This is a genomic window from Burkholderia stagnalis (assembly GCF_039848545.1).
GTDB lineage: Bacteria > Pseudomonadota > Gammaproteobacteria > Burkholderiales > Burkholderiaceae > Burkholderia > Burkholderia stagnalis.
In genome coordinates, this window is sequence record NZ_CP156686.1 from 2,254,697 (window position 1) to 2,270,690 (window position 15,994).

12 protein-coding genes are annotated in these 15,994 nt (G+C 67.8%); 7 read left to right on the plus strand and 5 right to left on the minus strand.

The genetic code is table 11. From position 1 onward, the window contains the following. Positions 1-23: 23 nt before the first annotated feature. A complete protein-coding gene (locus tag ABFO07_RS26735; protein ID WP_347469695.1) occupies positions 24-920 on the plus strand; it encodes a LysR substrate-binding domain-containing protein in 897 nt (298 codons plus the stop codon). Between the two features lie 13 nt (positions 921-933). On the opposite strand, the gene ABFO07_RS26740 is transcribed toward ABFO07_RS26735, so the two are convergent. Beyond that, positions 934-1,596 (minus strand): TetR/AcrR family transcriptional regulator, encoded by a 663-nt coding sequence (locus ABFO07_RS26740; protein ID WP_347468877.1) that lies wholly within the window; start codon positions 1,594-1,596, stop codon positions 934-936. 89 nt (positions 1,597-1,685) lie between these two features. Here ABFO07_RS26740 and ABFO07_RS26745 point away from each other — a divergent pair, with 89 nt between their 5' ends. From ABFO07_RS26745 to ABFO07_RS26755, 3 genes are read left to right on the plus strand one after another with little or no spacing between them, the layout of a single operon-like run. Further along, positions 1,686-2,582, plus strand: coding sequence for an SDR family NAD(P)-dependent oxidoreductase (locus ABFO07_RS26745; protein WP_059963577.1), 897 nt, complete (start codon positions 1,686-1,688; stop codon positions 2,580-2,582). Continuing rightward, positions 2,579-4,180, plus strand: coding sequence for a flavin-containing monooxygenase (locus tag ABFO07_RS26750; protein ID WP_347468879.1), 1,602 nt, complete (start codon positions 2,579-2,581; stop codon positions 4,178-4,180). Before ABFO07_RS26745 ends, ABFO07_RS26750 begins: the two co-directional genes overlap by 4 nt. A gap of 7 nt (positions 4,181-4,187) precedes the next feature. Then, the gene (locus ABFO07_RS26755; RefSeq protein ID WP_347468881.1) at positions 4,188-5,174 is read left to right on the plus strand and encodes an alpha/beta fold hydrolase; all 987 of its coding nucleotides are present in this window, start codon (positions 4,188-4,190) and stop codon (positions 5,172-5,174) included. Positions 5,175-5,216: 42 nt separating this feature from the next. Here ABFO07_RS26755 and ABFO07_RS26760 read toward each other — a convergent pair whose 3' ends face one another. Both ABFO07_RS26760 and ABFO07_RS26765 read right to left on the minus strand, forming a co-directional pair. Beyond that, the gene (locus tag ABFO07_RS26760; protein WP_059886436.1) at positions 5,217-5,615 is read right to left on the minus strand and encodes a carboxymuconolactone decarboxylase family protein; all 399 of its coding nucleotides are present in this window, start codon (positions 5,613-5,615) and stop codon (positions 5,217-5,219) included. A 379-nt stretch (positions 5,616-5,994) separates the two neighbouring features. Continuing rightward, on the minus strand, positions 5,995-6,762 hold the full coding sequence (locus tag ABFO07_RS26765; protein WP_347469696.1) for a highly repetitive protein: 768 nt from the start codon (positions 6,760-6,762) through the stop codon (positions 5,995-5,997). Between ABFO07_RS26765 and ABFO07_RS26770 the strand changes: the two genes are divergently transcribed. From ABFO07_RS26770 to ABFO07_RS26780, 3 genes are all read left to right on the plus strand, one after another. Then, positions 6,644-8,038 (plus strand): collagen-like triple helix repeat-containing protein, encoded by a 1,395-nt coding sequence (locus ABFO07_RS26770; protein WP_347469697.1) that lies wholly within the window; start codon positions 6,644-6,646, stop codon positions 8,036-8,038. The two genes, ABFO07_RS26765 and ABFO07_RS26770, sit on opposite strands and share 119 nt — an antisense overlap. Positions 8,039-8,141: 103 nt before the next feature. Next, positions 8,142-9,425 (plus strand): isoprenylcysteine carboxylmethyltransferase family protein, encoded by a 1,284-nt coding sequence (locus ABFO07_RS26775; protein ID WP_347468883.1) that lies wholly within the window; start codon positions 8,142-8,144, stop codon positions 9,423-9,425. Positions 9,426-9,891: 466 nt separating this feature from the next. Further along, complete coding sequence (locus tag ABFO07_RS26780) at positions 9,892-10,545, plus strand: histone acetyltransferase (RefSeq protein ID WP_347468884.1); 654 nt, start codon at positions 9,892-9,894, stop codon at positions 10,543-10,545. A 643-nt stretch (positions 10,546-11,188) separates the two neighbouring features. On the opposite strand, the gene ABFO07_RS26785 is transcribed toward ABFO07_RS26780, so the two are convergent. Together ABFO07_RS26785 and ABFO07_RS26790 are read right to left on the minus strand one after the other, a co-directional pair. After that, complete coding sequence (locus ABFO07_RS26785) at positions 11,189-11,785, minus strand: hypothetical protein (RefSeq protein ID WP_155628626.1); 597 nt, start codon at positions 11,783-11,785, stop codon at positions 11,189-11,191. Further along, a complete protein-coding gene (locus tag ABFO07_RS26790; protein WP_230962941.1) occupies positions 11,782-15,981 on the minus strand; it encodes an RHS repeat-associated core domain-containing protein in 4,200 nt (1,399 codons plus the stop codon). Before ABFO07_RS26790 ends, ABFO07_RS26785 begins: the two co-directional genes overlap by 4 nt. Positions 15,982-15,994 lie beyond the last annotated feature (13 nt).

Sequence of the window (15,994 nt, forward strand, 5' to 3'; positions counted from 1 at the left end):
GCGGGCGCGCCGGACCCACCATGATGAGACGCCTGCCTTCCCTCAACGCGCTGCAGATCTTCGACATCGTCGCCCGACACGGCAGCTTCACGCGCGCCGCCGAGGTACTGTGCCTGACGCAGGGCGCCGTGAGCCGGCAGATCCTCGCGCTCGAGGGGTTCTATCAGTTTCCGCTGTTCAAGCGCACGCCGAAGGGCCTGACGCTGACGGCGGAAGGCGAACTGCTGCTGCCGACCGTGCGCGAGAGCTTCGCGCGCATCGAGGAAGTGTCGATGCGCCTGTCGCGCCGGCGCACCGAACTCGCGCTGAAGGTGCCGACCTGCGTGATGCAGTGGATGCTGCCGCGGATCATGCGGTTCCAGGCCGAGCATCCCGAACTCCAGGTGCAGATCACGACGACGTGGGAGCATCACGTCGATTTCCGCATGGAGCCGTTCGACGCCGCGGTGATCTACGCGGCCCGCGCCGGCCCCGACATGCATGCGATCCCGCTGTTCGACGAGCAGCTCACGCCCGTGTGCGCGCCGGGCCTGCTGGCGCGGCAGCCGCTCGCGGGCCTCGACGACCTCGCCGGCCAGACGCTGCTGCATCCGACCCGCGATCATCGGGACTGGAAACGGTGGCTCGAACACGCCGGCGCGCCGCACGTCGACGCGACGCGCGGGCTGAGCTTCGACACGCTCGACCTCGCGACGCACGCGGCGATCGACGGCTACGGCATCGCGATCGGCGACCGGACGCTCGTCGACGAGAACGTCGCATCGAACCGGCTCGTGATGCCGTTCGACGTGTCGATGCCGACCGGGATGGGCTACTACTTCGTCTACCCGGCCGGCGTCGAGCAGCACCAGAAGCTCCTGCTGTTCGGCGCGTGGATCGCGGACGAACGCGAGCGCACGATGGGCAATGCGGCGCGTTGAGGCGGGCGCGCCGCTACCCCGCCTCCCTCAACGTCCCCATCAGCACCTTCCGGCAACTCGCAATCACCTGCGCCTCCGGATCGCGATAGTCGGTCAGCAGCCACGCCGCGCCGACGTTCGTCATCGCGCCGACCAGCGCGATTCCGATCAGCCGCTGCTCGGCGCGCGCCGCGGCCGCGGCCGTGGCCGCCTCGCCCGGCGCGCCGATCGCCATGATCAGCTTGCCGAAGTCGACGAGCACGCGCTGGTAGGTCGCGTCGGTGTCCAGGCTCACGCCCATCACCTCGAGCAGCAGCACGCGCGCCGCATGGCGGTCGCGCAGGAACCCGAAGAACGCCGCGAGCCCCGCGTCGACGCGCGCGCCGAGCTCGCCGCCGCGCGCGGCGACCGCCTGCGCGACCGCGTCGCGCAACTGCTCCGCGTGATGCAGATAGGTGCGGCGCAGCAAATCCTCGGTGCTGTCGAACGCCGCATAGAAATAGCGGTCGTTCAGCTTCGCTTCCTGGCAGATCGACCGCACGGTCGCCTTCCGGAAACCGACCGTGCCGAACACGCGCGTCGCCGCGCGGATCAGCGCGTCGCGCCGCTCCGCCGCGCGTACCTCGGGCGCCACGCCGCCGTACGAGCGGCCCCGTTTATCCGTTTCGAGTGCTTTCTCCATTCCGCTATTTGACATCAGGACACCCGAAAACTAAAGTGGTGACGACCAACACCACAATTAGACGCGCCGCCGCGCAGCGCCAGCGGACACAGGAGGAACGACGCATGAAGGGGTTTTCCGGCAAGGTCGCCGCGATCACCGGCGCCGGCTCGGGCATGGGCCGCAGCCTCGCGGTCGAGCTCGCGAAGCGCGGCTGCGAGGTCGCGCTCTCCGACGTCAACGAGGCCGGGCTCGCCGGCACGGCGGCCGCCTGCACACGCTACGGCGTGCGCGTGAGCTCGCAGCGGCTCGACGTCGCCGACCGCGACGCGGTGTTCGCATGGGCCGCGTTCGTGCGCGCGTCGCACGGCAAGGTCAACCTGATCTTCAACAACGCGGGCGTGTCGCTCGCGGCGAGCGCCGAGACCGCGCGCATCGAGGATCTCGAGTGGATCGTCGGCATCAACTTCTGGGGCGTCGTGCACGGCACGCAGGCGTTCCTGCCGCACCTGCGCGCGTCCGGCGACGGCCACGTGGTCAACACGTCGAGCCTGTTCGGGCTGATCGCGATGCCCACCCAAAGCGCGTACAACGCGACCAAGTTCGCGGTGCGCGGCTTCACCGAGGCGCTGCGGATGGAGCTCGAACTCGACGGCGCGCCCGTCAGCGCGACCTGCGTGCATCCGGGCGGCGTCGCGACGAACATCGTCGACGCGTCGCGCGTCGACACCAGCATCCATGCGCTGACCGGCCAGGACGAAGCCACGCACCGCCGCCAGGCGAACCGCCTGATCAACGCGACGACGGCCGACGCCGCCGCGCGGCAGATCCTCGCCGGCGTCGAGCGCAACGCGCGACGCGTGCTGGTGGGCGCCGACGCACGCCGCCTCGACCGGCTCGCGCGCCTGCTGGGCGCCGCCTACCAGACGCTGATGCTGCGCCACGTGCGCCGCGCCCGCGCCCGCAACCTCGAGCGCGCACCCGGCGCACTCCCGACCACGCCGACCAAGGACCTCGCATGACCCCGACGACGACCGACCGGCGCGCCGCGCCGCCCGCCTTCGACCGCGCCGCGCCCGCCGGCGGCGCGCACCGCGACGCGACCGACCTCGACGTGCTGATCGTCGGCGCGGGCCTGTCCGGCATCGGCGCGGCCTATCACCTGCAGCAGCGCTGCCCGTTCGCGAGCGTCGCGATCCTCGAAGCCCGCGACGCGATCGGCGGCACCTGGGACCTGTTCCGCTATCCGGGCGTCCGTTCGGATTCCGACATGTTCACGCTCGGCTACAGCTTCCGGCCGTGGCACAGCGACAAGGCGATCTCGGACGGCCAGACGATCCTCGACTACATCCGCGACACCGCGCGCGCGTACGGCATCGACCGGTCGATCCGCTACGGCCACAAGGTGGTCGGCGCGGACTGGGATTCGAACCGCGCACGCTGGACGGTGCGCGTCGAGCGCACCGCCGGCGAGACGGCCGAAACGGCCGAGACGCTGGTGCTGACCTGCCGCTTCCTGTACATGTGCAGCGGCTACTACGACTACGACGCGGGCTACCTGCCCGACTGGCCCGGCATGGACGCGTTCACCGGCGATCTCGTGCATCCGCAGCGCTGGCCGAAGGACCTGTCGTATGCGGACCGGCGCGTGGTCGTGATCGGCAGCGGCGCGACCGCGGTGACGCTGGTGCCGTCGATGGCCGGCGAAGCGCGGCACGTGACGATGCTGCAGCGCTCGCCCACCTACATCGTGTCGCTGCCCGCGCGCGACAAGATCGCGAACGCGCTGCGCCGCGTGCTGCCGTCGCGGCTCGCGCACCGGCTCGTGCGCATGAAGAACGTGCTGCTGACGATGTACCTGTACAACGTCTCGCGCCGCAAGCCCGACCGGACGAAGCAGTTCATCATCCGCGCGGCCGGCAAGCAGCTCGGCCCCGGCTTCGACGTCGCGAAGCACCTGACGCCACGCTACCAGCCGTGGGACCAGCGCCTGTGCCTCGTGCCGAACGGCGACCTGTTCAAGGCGATCCGCTCGGGCCGCGCGTCGATCGTCACCGACGAGATCGCGCGCTTCACGCCCACCGGCCTGCTGCTGAAAAGCGGCCAGCGGCTCGAAGCGGACGTGATCGTCACCGCGACCGGGCTGAAGGTGAAGATGCTCGGCGGCGCGCAGATCACCGTCGACGGCCGCGCGGTCGACCTGTCGGAAACGGTGTCGTATAAAGGAATGATGTACAGCGACGTGCCGAACCTGGCGTCGTCGTTCGGCTACACGAACGCGTCCTGGACGCTGAAGGCCGAGCTGATCTCGCGCTACGTGTGCCGCCTGCTCAACCACATGCGCGCGCACGACTACGACACCTGCGTGCCGCGCCTCGCGCCGGGCGATCTCGGCAACGTGCCGGCGGTGAACCTCAGCTCGGGCTACATCCAGCGCGCGGCCGGCATCCTGCCGAAACAGGGGGAGAAGAAGCCGTGGAAGTTCCACCAGAACTACGTGCTCGACCTCGCGTCGCTGAAGTTCAGCGCGCTCGCCGATTCGGCGATGCGCTTCGAACGCCGCGCGCAGCCCGGCGCGGCGGCCGCGCCCGTCCCGCAACCCGCTTTCGAAACCCGGTGAGGCCGACATGAGCCCTACGCTCCATCTTATCCAGCAGGCGCTGATCGCCGTCGTGGCCGTGTGCGCGGCGCTCGCGGTGTTTACCTGGTACATCGCGCGCCGCGTGACGCGCGCGTTCCGGCCCGAAGGCCGCTTCGTCGACGTCAACGGCGACCGCATCCATTACGTCGAATACGGCAGCGGCCCGCCGATCGTATTCGTGCACGGGCTCGCGGGGCAGTTGCGCAATTTCGCGTACCTGCCGCTGCAGCGGCTCGCGGAACGGCATCGCGTGATCCTGATCGACCGGCCGGGCGCCGGGCATTCGATCCGCGGCGCGCGCTCGCAGGCGAACATCTTCGCGCAGGCGCGCATGGTCGCCGGCTTCATCGACGCGCTGCAGCTCGACAAGCCGGTGCTCGTCGGGCACTCGCTCGGCGGCGCGATCTCGCTCGCGGTCGGCCTCAACCATCCGCAGCACGTGAGCCGCCTCGCGCTGATCGCGCCGCTCACGCACCAGGAAGCCGCGCCGCCGGCGCCGTTCCGCCCGCTGCTGATTCCGTCGCGGCTCGTGCGCCGCTTCGTGTCGTGGACGTTCGCGATTCCGCTGACGATCCTCACCGGCCGCAAGGCGGTCGACGCGGTGTTCGCGCCGGAAGCGGTGCCGAAGGATTTCCCGGTGAAGGGCGGCGGGCTGCTCGGGCTGCGGCCGAGCAGCTTCTATGCAACGGCGTCGGACCTGATCGCGGTGCCCGAGGACATGCCCGCGCTGGAGCGCCGCTACGCGGAACTCGCGCTGCCGGTGGACGTGCTGTACGGCCGCGGCGACCGCATCCTGAACTGGCGCAGCCACGGCGAGGCGCTTGCGCAGAAGTCGCCGCACGTGCGGCTGCGGGTGGTCGAGGGCGGCCACATGCTGCCGGTGACGATTCCGGGCCCGACCGCGCAATGGCTGGCCGAAGTGGCGGCGGAACCGGTTGCCGCGGATGCGCCGGCGGCGCAGGCCGGGCGCTGACGTCTCGCCCCGGCGCGGCGGCCGGCCACGGCGCCGCCGCGCTCAGCCTTCGTCGTCGGGCAGCGTCAGGCCGAGCTCCGCCAGCACCTCGCGCGCGTTGCGGAACGCCTCGACCGCCGCAGGCGCGCCCGCGTACAGCGCGCTGTGCAGCAGCACCTCGCGAATCTCGACGAGGCTCGCGCCATTGTTGAGCGCGCCGCGCACATGGCCCTTCAGTTCGTTGCCGCGGCCGAGCGCTGCCAGCATCGCGCACGTGCAGAGGCTGCGCGTCTTCAGGTCGATCCCGCCGCGCTGCCAGGTGCTGCCCCATGCGTGCTCGTTCAGCCAGTCCTGCAGCGGCCGCGAGAATCCGTCGAGATCGCGCATCGCCCGTTCGACGAACGCCTCGCCCATCACGTCGATGCGGCGCGCCTTGCCCTGCTCCCTGTCGTGTTCGCTCATGTCCCTGTCCTGTCGGTTCGATTGCCGCCACGGGGCCGGCCCGCGCGTTCACGTGATGTTCGCGGCGCGCGGGCGATTCGTCAAAGACGCGGGACTCGGTCCGGCCGGCGCGGCATGCTCGCCAGTAAGGTTGTGAACGCGCGCACGGGGCGGCGCGCCGGCGCTACGTAACGTTTTCCGTGCGCGTTACGGGCCTGACGGGAACATCTCGCCGTACATCGTGCCGTCGTCGAGCAAAAACACAATTACTCAGAACAAAACGCAGCGAACGTCGCACATTCTGCAACGCTAAATGGCGACGCTCCGCGCCGGCGCGGGTGGCGCGGAAATTGCAGTTCTGGCCCGGACAAACATCAATTGTCGAGGCCAATATGCAGAATTACTTCACAAAAACGACGCTCTCACTCGCCATCACGTCACTGCTCGCGCTGTACGGCTGCAGTTCGGTCGACGGACCGTCCACGCCGAGCACGCTCAAGCCGACGACGTCGGGGACATCGGGGGCATCAGGTACATCGGGGTCGTCGGGGAGTTCGGGGAGTTCGGGGAGTTCGGGGTCGTCTTCGGGTACATCCTCCGGGACGTCGTCGGGCACGTCCTCCGGCACGTCTTCGGGTACCTCGTCGGGCACGTCCTCCGGTACTTCTTCGGGCACCTCGTCGGGTACGTCCTCCGGTACTTCTTCGGGTACCTCGTCGGGCACGTCCTCCGGTACTTCTTCGGGTACCTCGTCGGGTACGTCCTCCGGTACTTCTTCGGGTACCTCGTCGGGCACGTCCTCCGGTACTTCTTCGGGTACCTCGTCGGGTACGTCCTCCGGTACTTCTTCGGGTACCTCGTCGGGCACGTCCTCCGGTACGTCTTCGGGTACTTCGTCCGGCACGTCCTCGGGTACTTCGTCCGGTACGTCTTCAGGTACCTCGTCCGGTACGTCTTCCGGTACTTCCTCGGGCACTTCGTCGGGCACTTCGTCGGGCACGTCTTCCGGTACTTCCTCCGGCACCTCCGGCGCCACCCCGCTCGGCAACATCCTCCAGCAGACCGGCAACCTCGTCACATCGCTCGGCACGACGGTCGCGAACGGCGGCGCACAAGTCGGCGGCGTATCCAGCAACCCGGCAGCCACCAGCGTCGGCAATGCGGTCACGAGCCTCGGCAACGGCGTCCAGTCGCTCGGCAACGGCATCGCGGCCGGCCTCGGCTCGATCGGCGTGTCGGCCAACCCGCTCGGCCCGACGGTCACGTCGACCACCGGCCTGCTGAGCGGCACCGGCGCCGCCGTCAACAACCTCGGCAACGCGGTGACGAGCCTCGGCAGCGGCCCGCTGTCGCCGCTCGCACCGGTGACGACGACCGTCGGCAGCCTCGTGAACACGGTCGGCAGCGTGATCAACACCGCCGCGTCCGGCCTGAACACGACGCTGAACACCACGCCGATCCAGCAGCTCGAGACGCAGGCCGGCAGCCTGATCAACCCGATCACGAACACGCTGACCGGCGGCGTGCAGACGCCCGGCACGACGCAGAACGCCGGCTCGGCCACCGGCCTCGGCACGCCGGTCGGCAACCTGCTGACCACGGTCGGCAACGGCCTCGGCACGGCCGGCTCGCAGATCGGCGGCGCGACCGGCAATCCGGCCGGCGCCGATCTCGGCAGCGTCGTGACGCAGCTCGGCAACACGGTCACGAGCGTCGGCGGCCTGCTCGGCGGCACGACCGGCAGTTCCAGCAGCGGTTCCGGCGGCACCAGCGGGACCAGCGGCAGCACCAGCGGCGGCCCGCTCGCGCCGGTCACGAACCTGCTCGGCTCGCTCGGTTCGATCGGCGGCAGCAGCAGCGGCTCAGGCGGAACGAGCGGCACCAGCAGCAGCGGCAGCGGCCCGCTCGCACCGGTCACGAACCTGCTCGGCTCGCTCGGTTCGATCGGCGGCAGCAGCAGCGGCTCGGGCGGAACGAGCGGCACCAGCAGCGGCGGCAGCGGCCCGCTCGCCCCCGTCACGAACCTGCTCGGCTCGCTCGGCGGCGCAACGGGCGGCACCAGCGGCACCGGCGCAGGCGGCCTGCTCGCGCCCGTCACGAACCTCGTCAATTCGCTGACGCCGCTCGGCGCGAGCCTTACCGGCACGGTCACGACACCGGGCGGCAGCACGACGGGCACCCTCGGCGGCGCATTGACGAGCGGCCCGGTCGGCACGCTCGCCGGCGCGCTGACGTCGCCGCTCGGCACCACGGGCGCAGCCGTCACGGGCAGCCCGAGCGGCGTGACCGGCGGCACGGTGACGACGCCGGGCAGCAGCGGCGGCGGCACCGTCACGAGCGGCCTGACCGGCAGCTCGAGCGGCGGCACGGCAGGGGCGGCCAACCTGCTCGCGCCGGTGACGAACCTGGTCGGCGGCCTGCTCGGCGGCACCGTCAAGAAGTAATCGACCCGCAGCGCAAGGCGGCCGGGCACACAACAACTCCACGCCCGGCCGCCCGCCGGCGCCGCCGCCACGGCGACGCCGGCCTCATCCATACGAGGATCACATGAACTCGACGCTCGAAGGCATCGCAGCCGTCCAAGACCGGCCGCCCCGCTCCGCCACCCCGCTCCGCGCCGGCCTGCTCGGCATCGCGGCCGGCCTGTTCGCGCTGTGGATCACGCGCGACCAGCCCGCGCTCGACGGCGCCACGCGCGCGGTGATCGCGAGCCTCGCGATCATCGGCACGATCGCGCTGCACGAACTCCTCATCTCGCGCGTCCACCTGCGCCCGAGCGCCGGGCTGTCGCGACAGGCCGTGCGGCCGCTCGGCATCGCCCGCGTCGCGGTGCGGCTCGCCGCGCTCGCGTCGGTCTACGCGGGCATCGGCATGCTGTACTGGCTGCTGCCCGAGTATCACGGCGCGTTCTACCAGCCGTTCTGGTCGCTGCTGCGCTCGCTCGCGCCGTACGTGATCGCCGCCGCGCCGTTCTACTTCGCGTGGATGGATCGCCATCAACGCGAAACCGACGACGCGTACCTGCTGTGGGGGCGCTTCCTGTTCCGCGGCGAGCGGCCCGCGAGCTGGCAGCCGGTGCGCGAGATGCTCGCCGGCTGGATGGTGAAGGCGTTCTTCCTGCCGCTGATGACGGTCTACCTGTCGAAGGACGCCGATCACCTGAGCGCGTCGCTCGCGAACGCGATGCACGCGCCGATGTCGCTCGCGCTGTTCGTGTTCATGTACGACCTGTCGTTCACGATGGACCTGATGTTCGGCACCGTCGGCTACCTGTGCACGTTCCGCCTCCTCGACAGCCACGTGCGCACCGTCGAGCCGACCACGCTCGGCTGGCTCGCCGCGCTGATCTGCTACCAGCCGTTCTGGTCGCTGATCTCCAGCAACTACATCCGCTACGAAGGCTCGCTGTTCTGGGACAACTGGCTGCTCTCCGCGCCGGTGATCCGCGTGATCTGGGGCGCGACGATCATCGCGCTGCTGCTGTGCTACGCGCTGTCGACGATCTCGTTCGGCCTGCGCTTCTCGAACCTGACCAACCGCGGGATCATCACGTCCGGCCCGTACCGCTTCACGAAGCATCCGGCGTACATCACGAAGAACCTGTCGTACTGGATGGTCTCGGTGCCGTTCGTCGAGCCGCTCGGCTGGCAGATCGCGCTCGCGCATTGCTCGGCGCTCGCCGCAGTGAACCTGATCTACTACCTGCGCGCGAAAACCGAGGAGCGCCACCTGATGCGCGACCCGGACTATCGCGCGTATGCCGCGTGGATCGCCGAGCACGGGTTGTTCGCACGGGTGCGGCGGGTGTTCGGGCAGCCGCGGGCGGCCTGATGGGTCGCCAGTTATCTCTAAATTAGCCAAACTTGCGGCCTATTGTCGCGAAACGAAGCGAATTGACGCCTTTCCCGCCCGATCGGATTGCCGACTCGGCCGCAACCGCGTATGGTGCGTTCCGTCCGCAAGCGCGGCGGCTCGCCGGGCCACCTGACGCCAGCCCCGCCACGGTCACCCGAACGTCGTCCACGACGACGGCCGCGCGGGCTTCGGCCCGCCGTTCACCGTCTCCGCGACGCCGCCCGTCGGCGCCGCGCATTCATGAGGGAAGAGGCGTGATACACAAAGTCCTGATCCTGATCGCTCTCTGCATCGCGGGCCTCGCCGCGATCGCCGCCGGTTTCCAGCACATCCCCAGCTGATTGGCGGCCCCGGCTCGCGCGTCGAGCCACGGGGCCGCGTTCTTCATTTCCCATCGCCATGACCCATTCATTCGACTCGCCCGACACGGCCTTCCTTTGCCATGCGTATCGACGTACAGCACTGCCAGCACACCATCGACGATGAACTCGACACGCTCCACGCGCGTCTCCATCAACCGGGCCACCGCCTGCATGGCCTGCCCGCCGTCACGCTCGGCGCGTCCGGGCTGATCGTCCGCCACCGCGAGGCGGACGGCGAATACTTTCTTTACGTCGAGGATCCGGCGGCCCGGCAGCTCGCCGGCTATACGGTGTTCAACCGGCTGCCCGAAATCCCTCGCCGCGCGGATCGCTACCTGCGCGCGCCGCATTCCAAGTTTCGTATCGCGTACCAAAGGCGCGGCCTCGCGAGCACGTTGTACCGCTGGGGGCTCGACGCGGGCCTGTGCCTGATCAGCGGTGCGCGGCAATCGCACGGCGCGGCGTGGCTGTGGACGATGCTCGCGCACGATTATCTGCACGGGTTCGTCGATGTCGAAGGGCGGGCGCTGCGGTATCTGGGCGAGTGCGTGCCCGATGACGTGCACGGTGCGCTGCATACGCGGCGTCTGTTGCTCGGCACCGGGTGGACGGTGGCGGACTTCGCGGCCGTGGCGGGGATGAGCGATGCGCCTGCGCCGGCCGAGGATCGGGATGCGCACGCGCGCAAGCGCTGGCCGGCGTGGCCCGTGGATGACGCGCGTGAATCGATATGACCCTGCGTGTACCGGCTTTGGGCGCACACGTATCACTTCACCTCGCCCGCAAAAACGCGGAAAGTTTCGGACAGGCTCCGTTTATCGAAACTTAAACTTATATCCATATTTGCGTGAAAACCACTTATAGGGCTGCTCTAACTCCACTCTCAATGGAAATCACCCTTCCAACATTCAAAAAGTGACGCCCCTCGCTCCCAAGCAAACCTATGAGCCGATCTGATGCATTACCCGGAACCGGCAAGTAGCCGGCAAACAGCATGTCAGGCTTACCCGATATTTTTCGATCCAGCCTGACACGGTGCACTGCATACGCGCCGCCTACTGCCGGGAAGCGGGTGAACAGTGGAAGATTTCGCCGCGGCGACATGGAGGACAGACAGGACAACGCCAGCGTGCGATTGAAATGCCTATATGAACACATGCTGGCCGGCCTTGCCGGAGGGAGAAATGCAATCGGGATCGAAACGGGACGTACGGGCGGATGGTCGTTGATGTGTCACGCCAAGGGCGTTGTCACAATCCCGGGGGAAGAATGAAATGCAGGGTCGCCATCCCGGCTCGCCTGTCACGGCACATCAATTCGAACCCACCGGGAAAATCTTCAATTTGGCCATCAGCATGATCAAATACCGGATTTTCCTCACAGTATCTCCACACTCTGGACCAGAACATCCTTCAGCTTCACCCCTTCAACTTCCTTATAGATATTCTCGTCGATCAAAATCCCCAAGCCGGTACAAGAAATTGGCGCATCAGGGCATTCCGATTCCAGCAAAAACCATGGCGCCCTCTCACGCCTTGACTCAAAACCACATTCATTGCAAACAACAAGCCGCTCATTTTCAGGGAAAGGAACACCTTTGAAAATACTTGGCTTTTTCCCTCTCAACGTTACATATCCATACTTTCCTGAAAACGACTTATAGGGCTGCTCGAACTCCACCCCACCCTCAACGGAAATCACCCTTCCCACATTCAAAAAGCGACGCCCCTCGCTCCCAAGCAAACCTATAAGCCGATCTGACGCAATACCCGGAACCGGCAAGTAGCCGGCAAACAGCATGTCGGGCTTACCCGATATTTTTCGATCCAGCCTGACATCAATCTCACGATCAAATATCTTTAACCTACGACAACTCCCGCAAAAAATTTCAGCATTGCGATTCAGCCAGTCCTGATCGAAATCATATCGATCCATTCCAGAATAATAAAGGTGATATAACTCTCGCTTCCTCATGGGTAAACCTTGAAATTTCCGTTAACAATATTTTCCCACACCGCACTCGTCAAATTCGTACCATGCGTGGCATCAACCGAACGAGCCGCATCAAGCACCGCATCCAATGCTTCCTTTTGCATTCCCGGCGTGTTGGCCATTTCAACCGCCCAATCTGCGGCTCCCCCTCCTCGACCTCCGCCTCGCATCCCGAACAAATCCATAAGACGCTTGTTCAAGGCTCCATGAAAGTCGACGTGCGGATCTTTCGCGAGAGCGATGAGGTTTTGCTTTTCGTTACCACCCAGGAACTTGGGAATAGGATGGTGTTTTTGGGATGCACCGCAAAACCACCCGACCGGATCGGACCACCGCACTGAATTGGGCGCATACGAGTAAAGATTCTCGCCCCCCAGCACCCCAATCGGATCCTGATTGACGAACCGCCCCACGTCCGGATCGTAAAACCGGAACGTGTTGTAATGCAGCCCGGTACTGTCGTCCGCATACTGCCCCGCATACCTCAGCGGCTGCTCGGTGCGCGGCGCCACCAGTTCCCGATCGCCTGCCTCGACCTTCCCCCACGCCGCATACCGCCCGGCCCACGCAACCTGTCCCGCCTCGTCCGTCACCTCCAGCGGCGCCCCCACCAGATCCGTATGGAAGTGGTAAATCCGCGCCGCATGCCTCGCCTGCTCGATCGCGACGGCCGCCACCGCATCCGCGATCACCGCGTCGACGCGCGCAACCGGCGAATACGGCGCATCCGGGCTATACGCATAGCTGCTGACGCCCGTCTCGCGAATCTCCTGCGCGAGCCGCAGCCCCTCCCACACGAAGCGCTTGCGCGCCTTGCGGAGTTCGACGCCCCGGACATCGAAATACGTCTCGCTCTTCGCCGTCCGCCTTCCGAGCGGGTCGTACTCGAACCGCGCCTCGACCGCGCCACGCGCATCTTCCGTGCGGACGGCGATCAACCGGTCCTGCCCGTCGTAGCTGAAGCGCTGCGTCCGGTTCGGCCCCTGCTGCTTCGTCGCCAGGTTGCCGAACGCGTCATAGGCGAACCGCAAGTCCTGCCACATCCGCAGCCGGTTGCCTTCCACATAGCCGCGGCTGAGGCGTTGCCGGTCATCCAGCAGGTTGCCGGCCGCGTCCCACGCAAATTCCTCGAGATGCCGGTCCGCCGCGCGGTACTGACGCACCAATTGCCCCGCCGCATCGTAGCCATACTGCGTGCTGCCCCGCAGACTATCGTGCATCTCCGTCAGTTCGCCGGCCGCGTCGTAGCCGTAGTTGCGCCACAACTGCCCGCGCATCCGCCCGGTCGTTTCCGGCGACATGCCCGCCGCCTGCCACAGCTTGCGCCCCAGCAAGTCATAACCCGACCGTTCCATCAGGCGCCCTTGCGTCCGCGAGATCTCGCGATGCAGGTCGTCCCGTTCGAAATCGCTGACCACCTGGTCGCCGCAGCGAATCTGATGCACGTGCCCGGAACCGTAGCGCAGCATCTGCAGCGTCTGCGCATGCGGCAGCGACAGCGTCGACACGTTGTCCAGCTCGTCGAGCCCATACCCGACCGCGCCGTTCACGCCATGCTCGGCAATCAGCCGGCCGCCCTTGTCGTATTCGAACCGGACCACATCCGGCCCGATGCCGAGCGCCGCACCCGCGTCCGTCGGCGCCCGCTCGACCGCCAGCAGCCGGTCTCCCGCATCGCGCTCATAGCGGGTCACGTCGGTCGGCGTGTGCTGCGCCGTCAGGTTCCCCATCGGATCGCGCTCGAAGCGGATCACCCGCACCGGGCCCGCGTCGCGACGATTCGCCGGGTCGGCCGCGCCGACGATCGTCAATTCCCGCAGCCCGCCCGCGTCGTCGTACGCGAAGCGCCGCGTCACGCCGTCCGGCCGCGTTTCGGACGCGAGTCGCCCGCCCGCGTCATGAGCGAATGCATAGCGGGCATGCTCGTTCAGCAACTCGAACAGGCGCCCTTCCGCATCGTAGCGATACTGCAACCTGCGCCCGGCCGGGTCGATCGCTTCGCACAACTGGCCACGCGCATTGCGACGCCACTGCCGGATGCGTCCGCCCGGCCCGACCTGCCGCACGAGGAGCCCCGCCGCATCGTATTCGAAGGATTCCTCGCTGCCGTCGGGATAGGCGATACGCACCGGCTCGCCGGTCGGGCGCATCGCATACGCGACGCGCTGCCCCAGTGCGTTGACCGTCTCGACCGGCAATCCGAATGCATCGAATGCGTAACGCGTCGTCTTCCCCGAGCAATCCGTATATGCAATCAACTGGCCCAGCCGGTTCCACGCCAGCACCTTCCGCCCGCCGCGCGCATCGACATGCGCGTCGGGCTGCGACGTCAGTCCGTCGGGATACGTGTACCGGTTGGTCCGGCCGAGCGGATCGCGGCCGAGCACGAGACGCCCCTGGCGATCGTATTCCGCCTGCCAGACGCCGCCGTCCGGCGCGGTGACTTCCACCGGCCGCAGGCTGTTGCCGTCATACCGCGTGCGCGTCGTACGCCCGAGCGGATCGGTCTCGGCGACGATGCGTCCCGCTTCGTCATATTCCAGCGTCACCTTGCGTTCGCCCGGCAGCAGGAACGCGGTCGGCATCCCGGCATCGTCGTATTCGACCCGGTACTGCGCGCCATCCAGGTCCGTGCATTCGACGATCTGGAAGCGCGCGTCGTAACGCCAGCGCGCCGAGCGTCCGTCGGCATGGCGAACGCGGCTCTCGCGCGCGTCGAGGTCGTATTCGAAGGTCCAGCGCTCGCCCTCGCTGGTCTGGGTCGCGACGACCCGCGGCTGCCCGCCGATCGTCGCCCACGTGTAGCTCGACACGAAGCCGAGCGCATTCGCGTGGCTCGTCATCAAGCCGTCGGCATACGTGAAACGCCGCACGACGGCGCCGTTGGCGTCCGTCACCGACGCCATCTGCCCGTGGTCGTCGTAGCCATAGGCCACCGCGAGACGGCGTTCGTCGCCATGCACGAGCGTGATCGTCCCGAGCCGCCCGTGGACGGCCTCGTAGTCGAGCACTGCCTGAATGCCGCCGCAGGTGAGGATCTCGCGCACGCGCCCCTGACTGTCGCGCTCGAACTGCATCCACTGCCCGGCCTGATCCTCGATGCGGCGCACCCATGCGATCCGGTCCGTATCGGGATCGAGCCGCCCGAAATCGCAGTATGTTTCGCCGACGTCGTGCAGCACATAACGGCCATCGGGCGTGCAGGTGAGGTAACGCTGCTCGCTGTCGCTGAACGACGATTGCCCGCTGCGAACCAGCGGAAACCCGCTTTCGCGCCCTTGCGCGTCCGTGTACCAGAGCCGCCCGTCGCGCGCCTGCAGCCGCAGGTCCCACGGCAGCACCCAGCCGCGGCCGAGCGTCCCGACCTGGTCGAGGTGGCTCGAGTAGAAGCGCTTGATCGGGACCGGCAGCGGGCTCGGAATCACGTAATCGGTTTCCGCGTCGGCCAGCAGGACCTTGCGCCCCGTCGTCACGTCGACCGGGTTGCCGAACAGGCCGCCGATCGCGCGGTTGATCGCGGGCCCGGCCACGTAGCGGCTGACGACTTCGCCGAGCACGAAGCCGCCGATGAACTTCGCCGCGCACGGCAGCACCGCGCGCGACAGTCCGCCCGCGGCCTTGACGAGCCCCGCGAGCCCGCCGACGAGCCCCGCCAGCGCGAAGGCCCAATCGACCGCGGTGCGCAGCCACGGCGGCACCTCGTCGTCCACCGGCAGGTAGGTCTGCGTGCCGCCGTGAACGAACGTGTCGTGCGAGCCGTCGCCGATCGCCGCGCCGCACGTGATCTTGTCATCCTTGCGCGCGGCGGGCCGCCCGTTGATGAAGACGTTGGTCGAGCCCTGCGCGACGAGCGGCACCGGATTGTGCTTGTCGCACATGACGCCGCTCAGCGTCGCATACGCGGCGGGCCGGCCGTTGATGAAGACGTTCGGCGAGCCCGACACGATCGCGCCGGACGTCGACGTGAACATCTTGCCGATCGCCTCCCCCAGCGACAGGATCCCGCTGGCGCCGACGCCGGCCGCGAGGCCCGCCAGCAGCGCGACGCCGAAGCCGCACGTGAAGGTCGCGAACGCGACGGCGGCGATCAGCGCAATGCCGATCACGGCGCCGATCAGGAACCCCGTCAGCGCGCTCGTATGCTCGATCGGATCGGTAACGCGTGCGGCCTCGAACATGATGTGCTGCCCT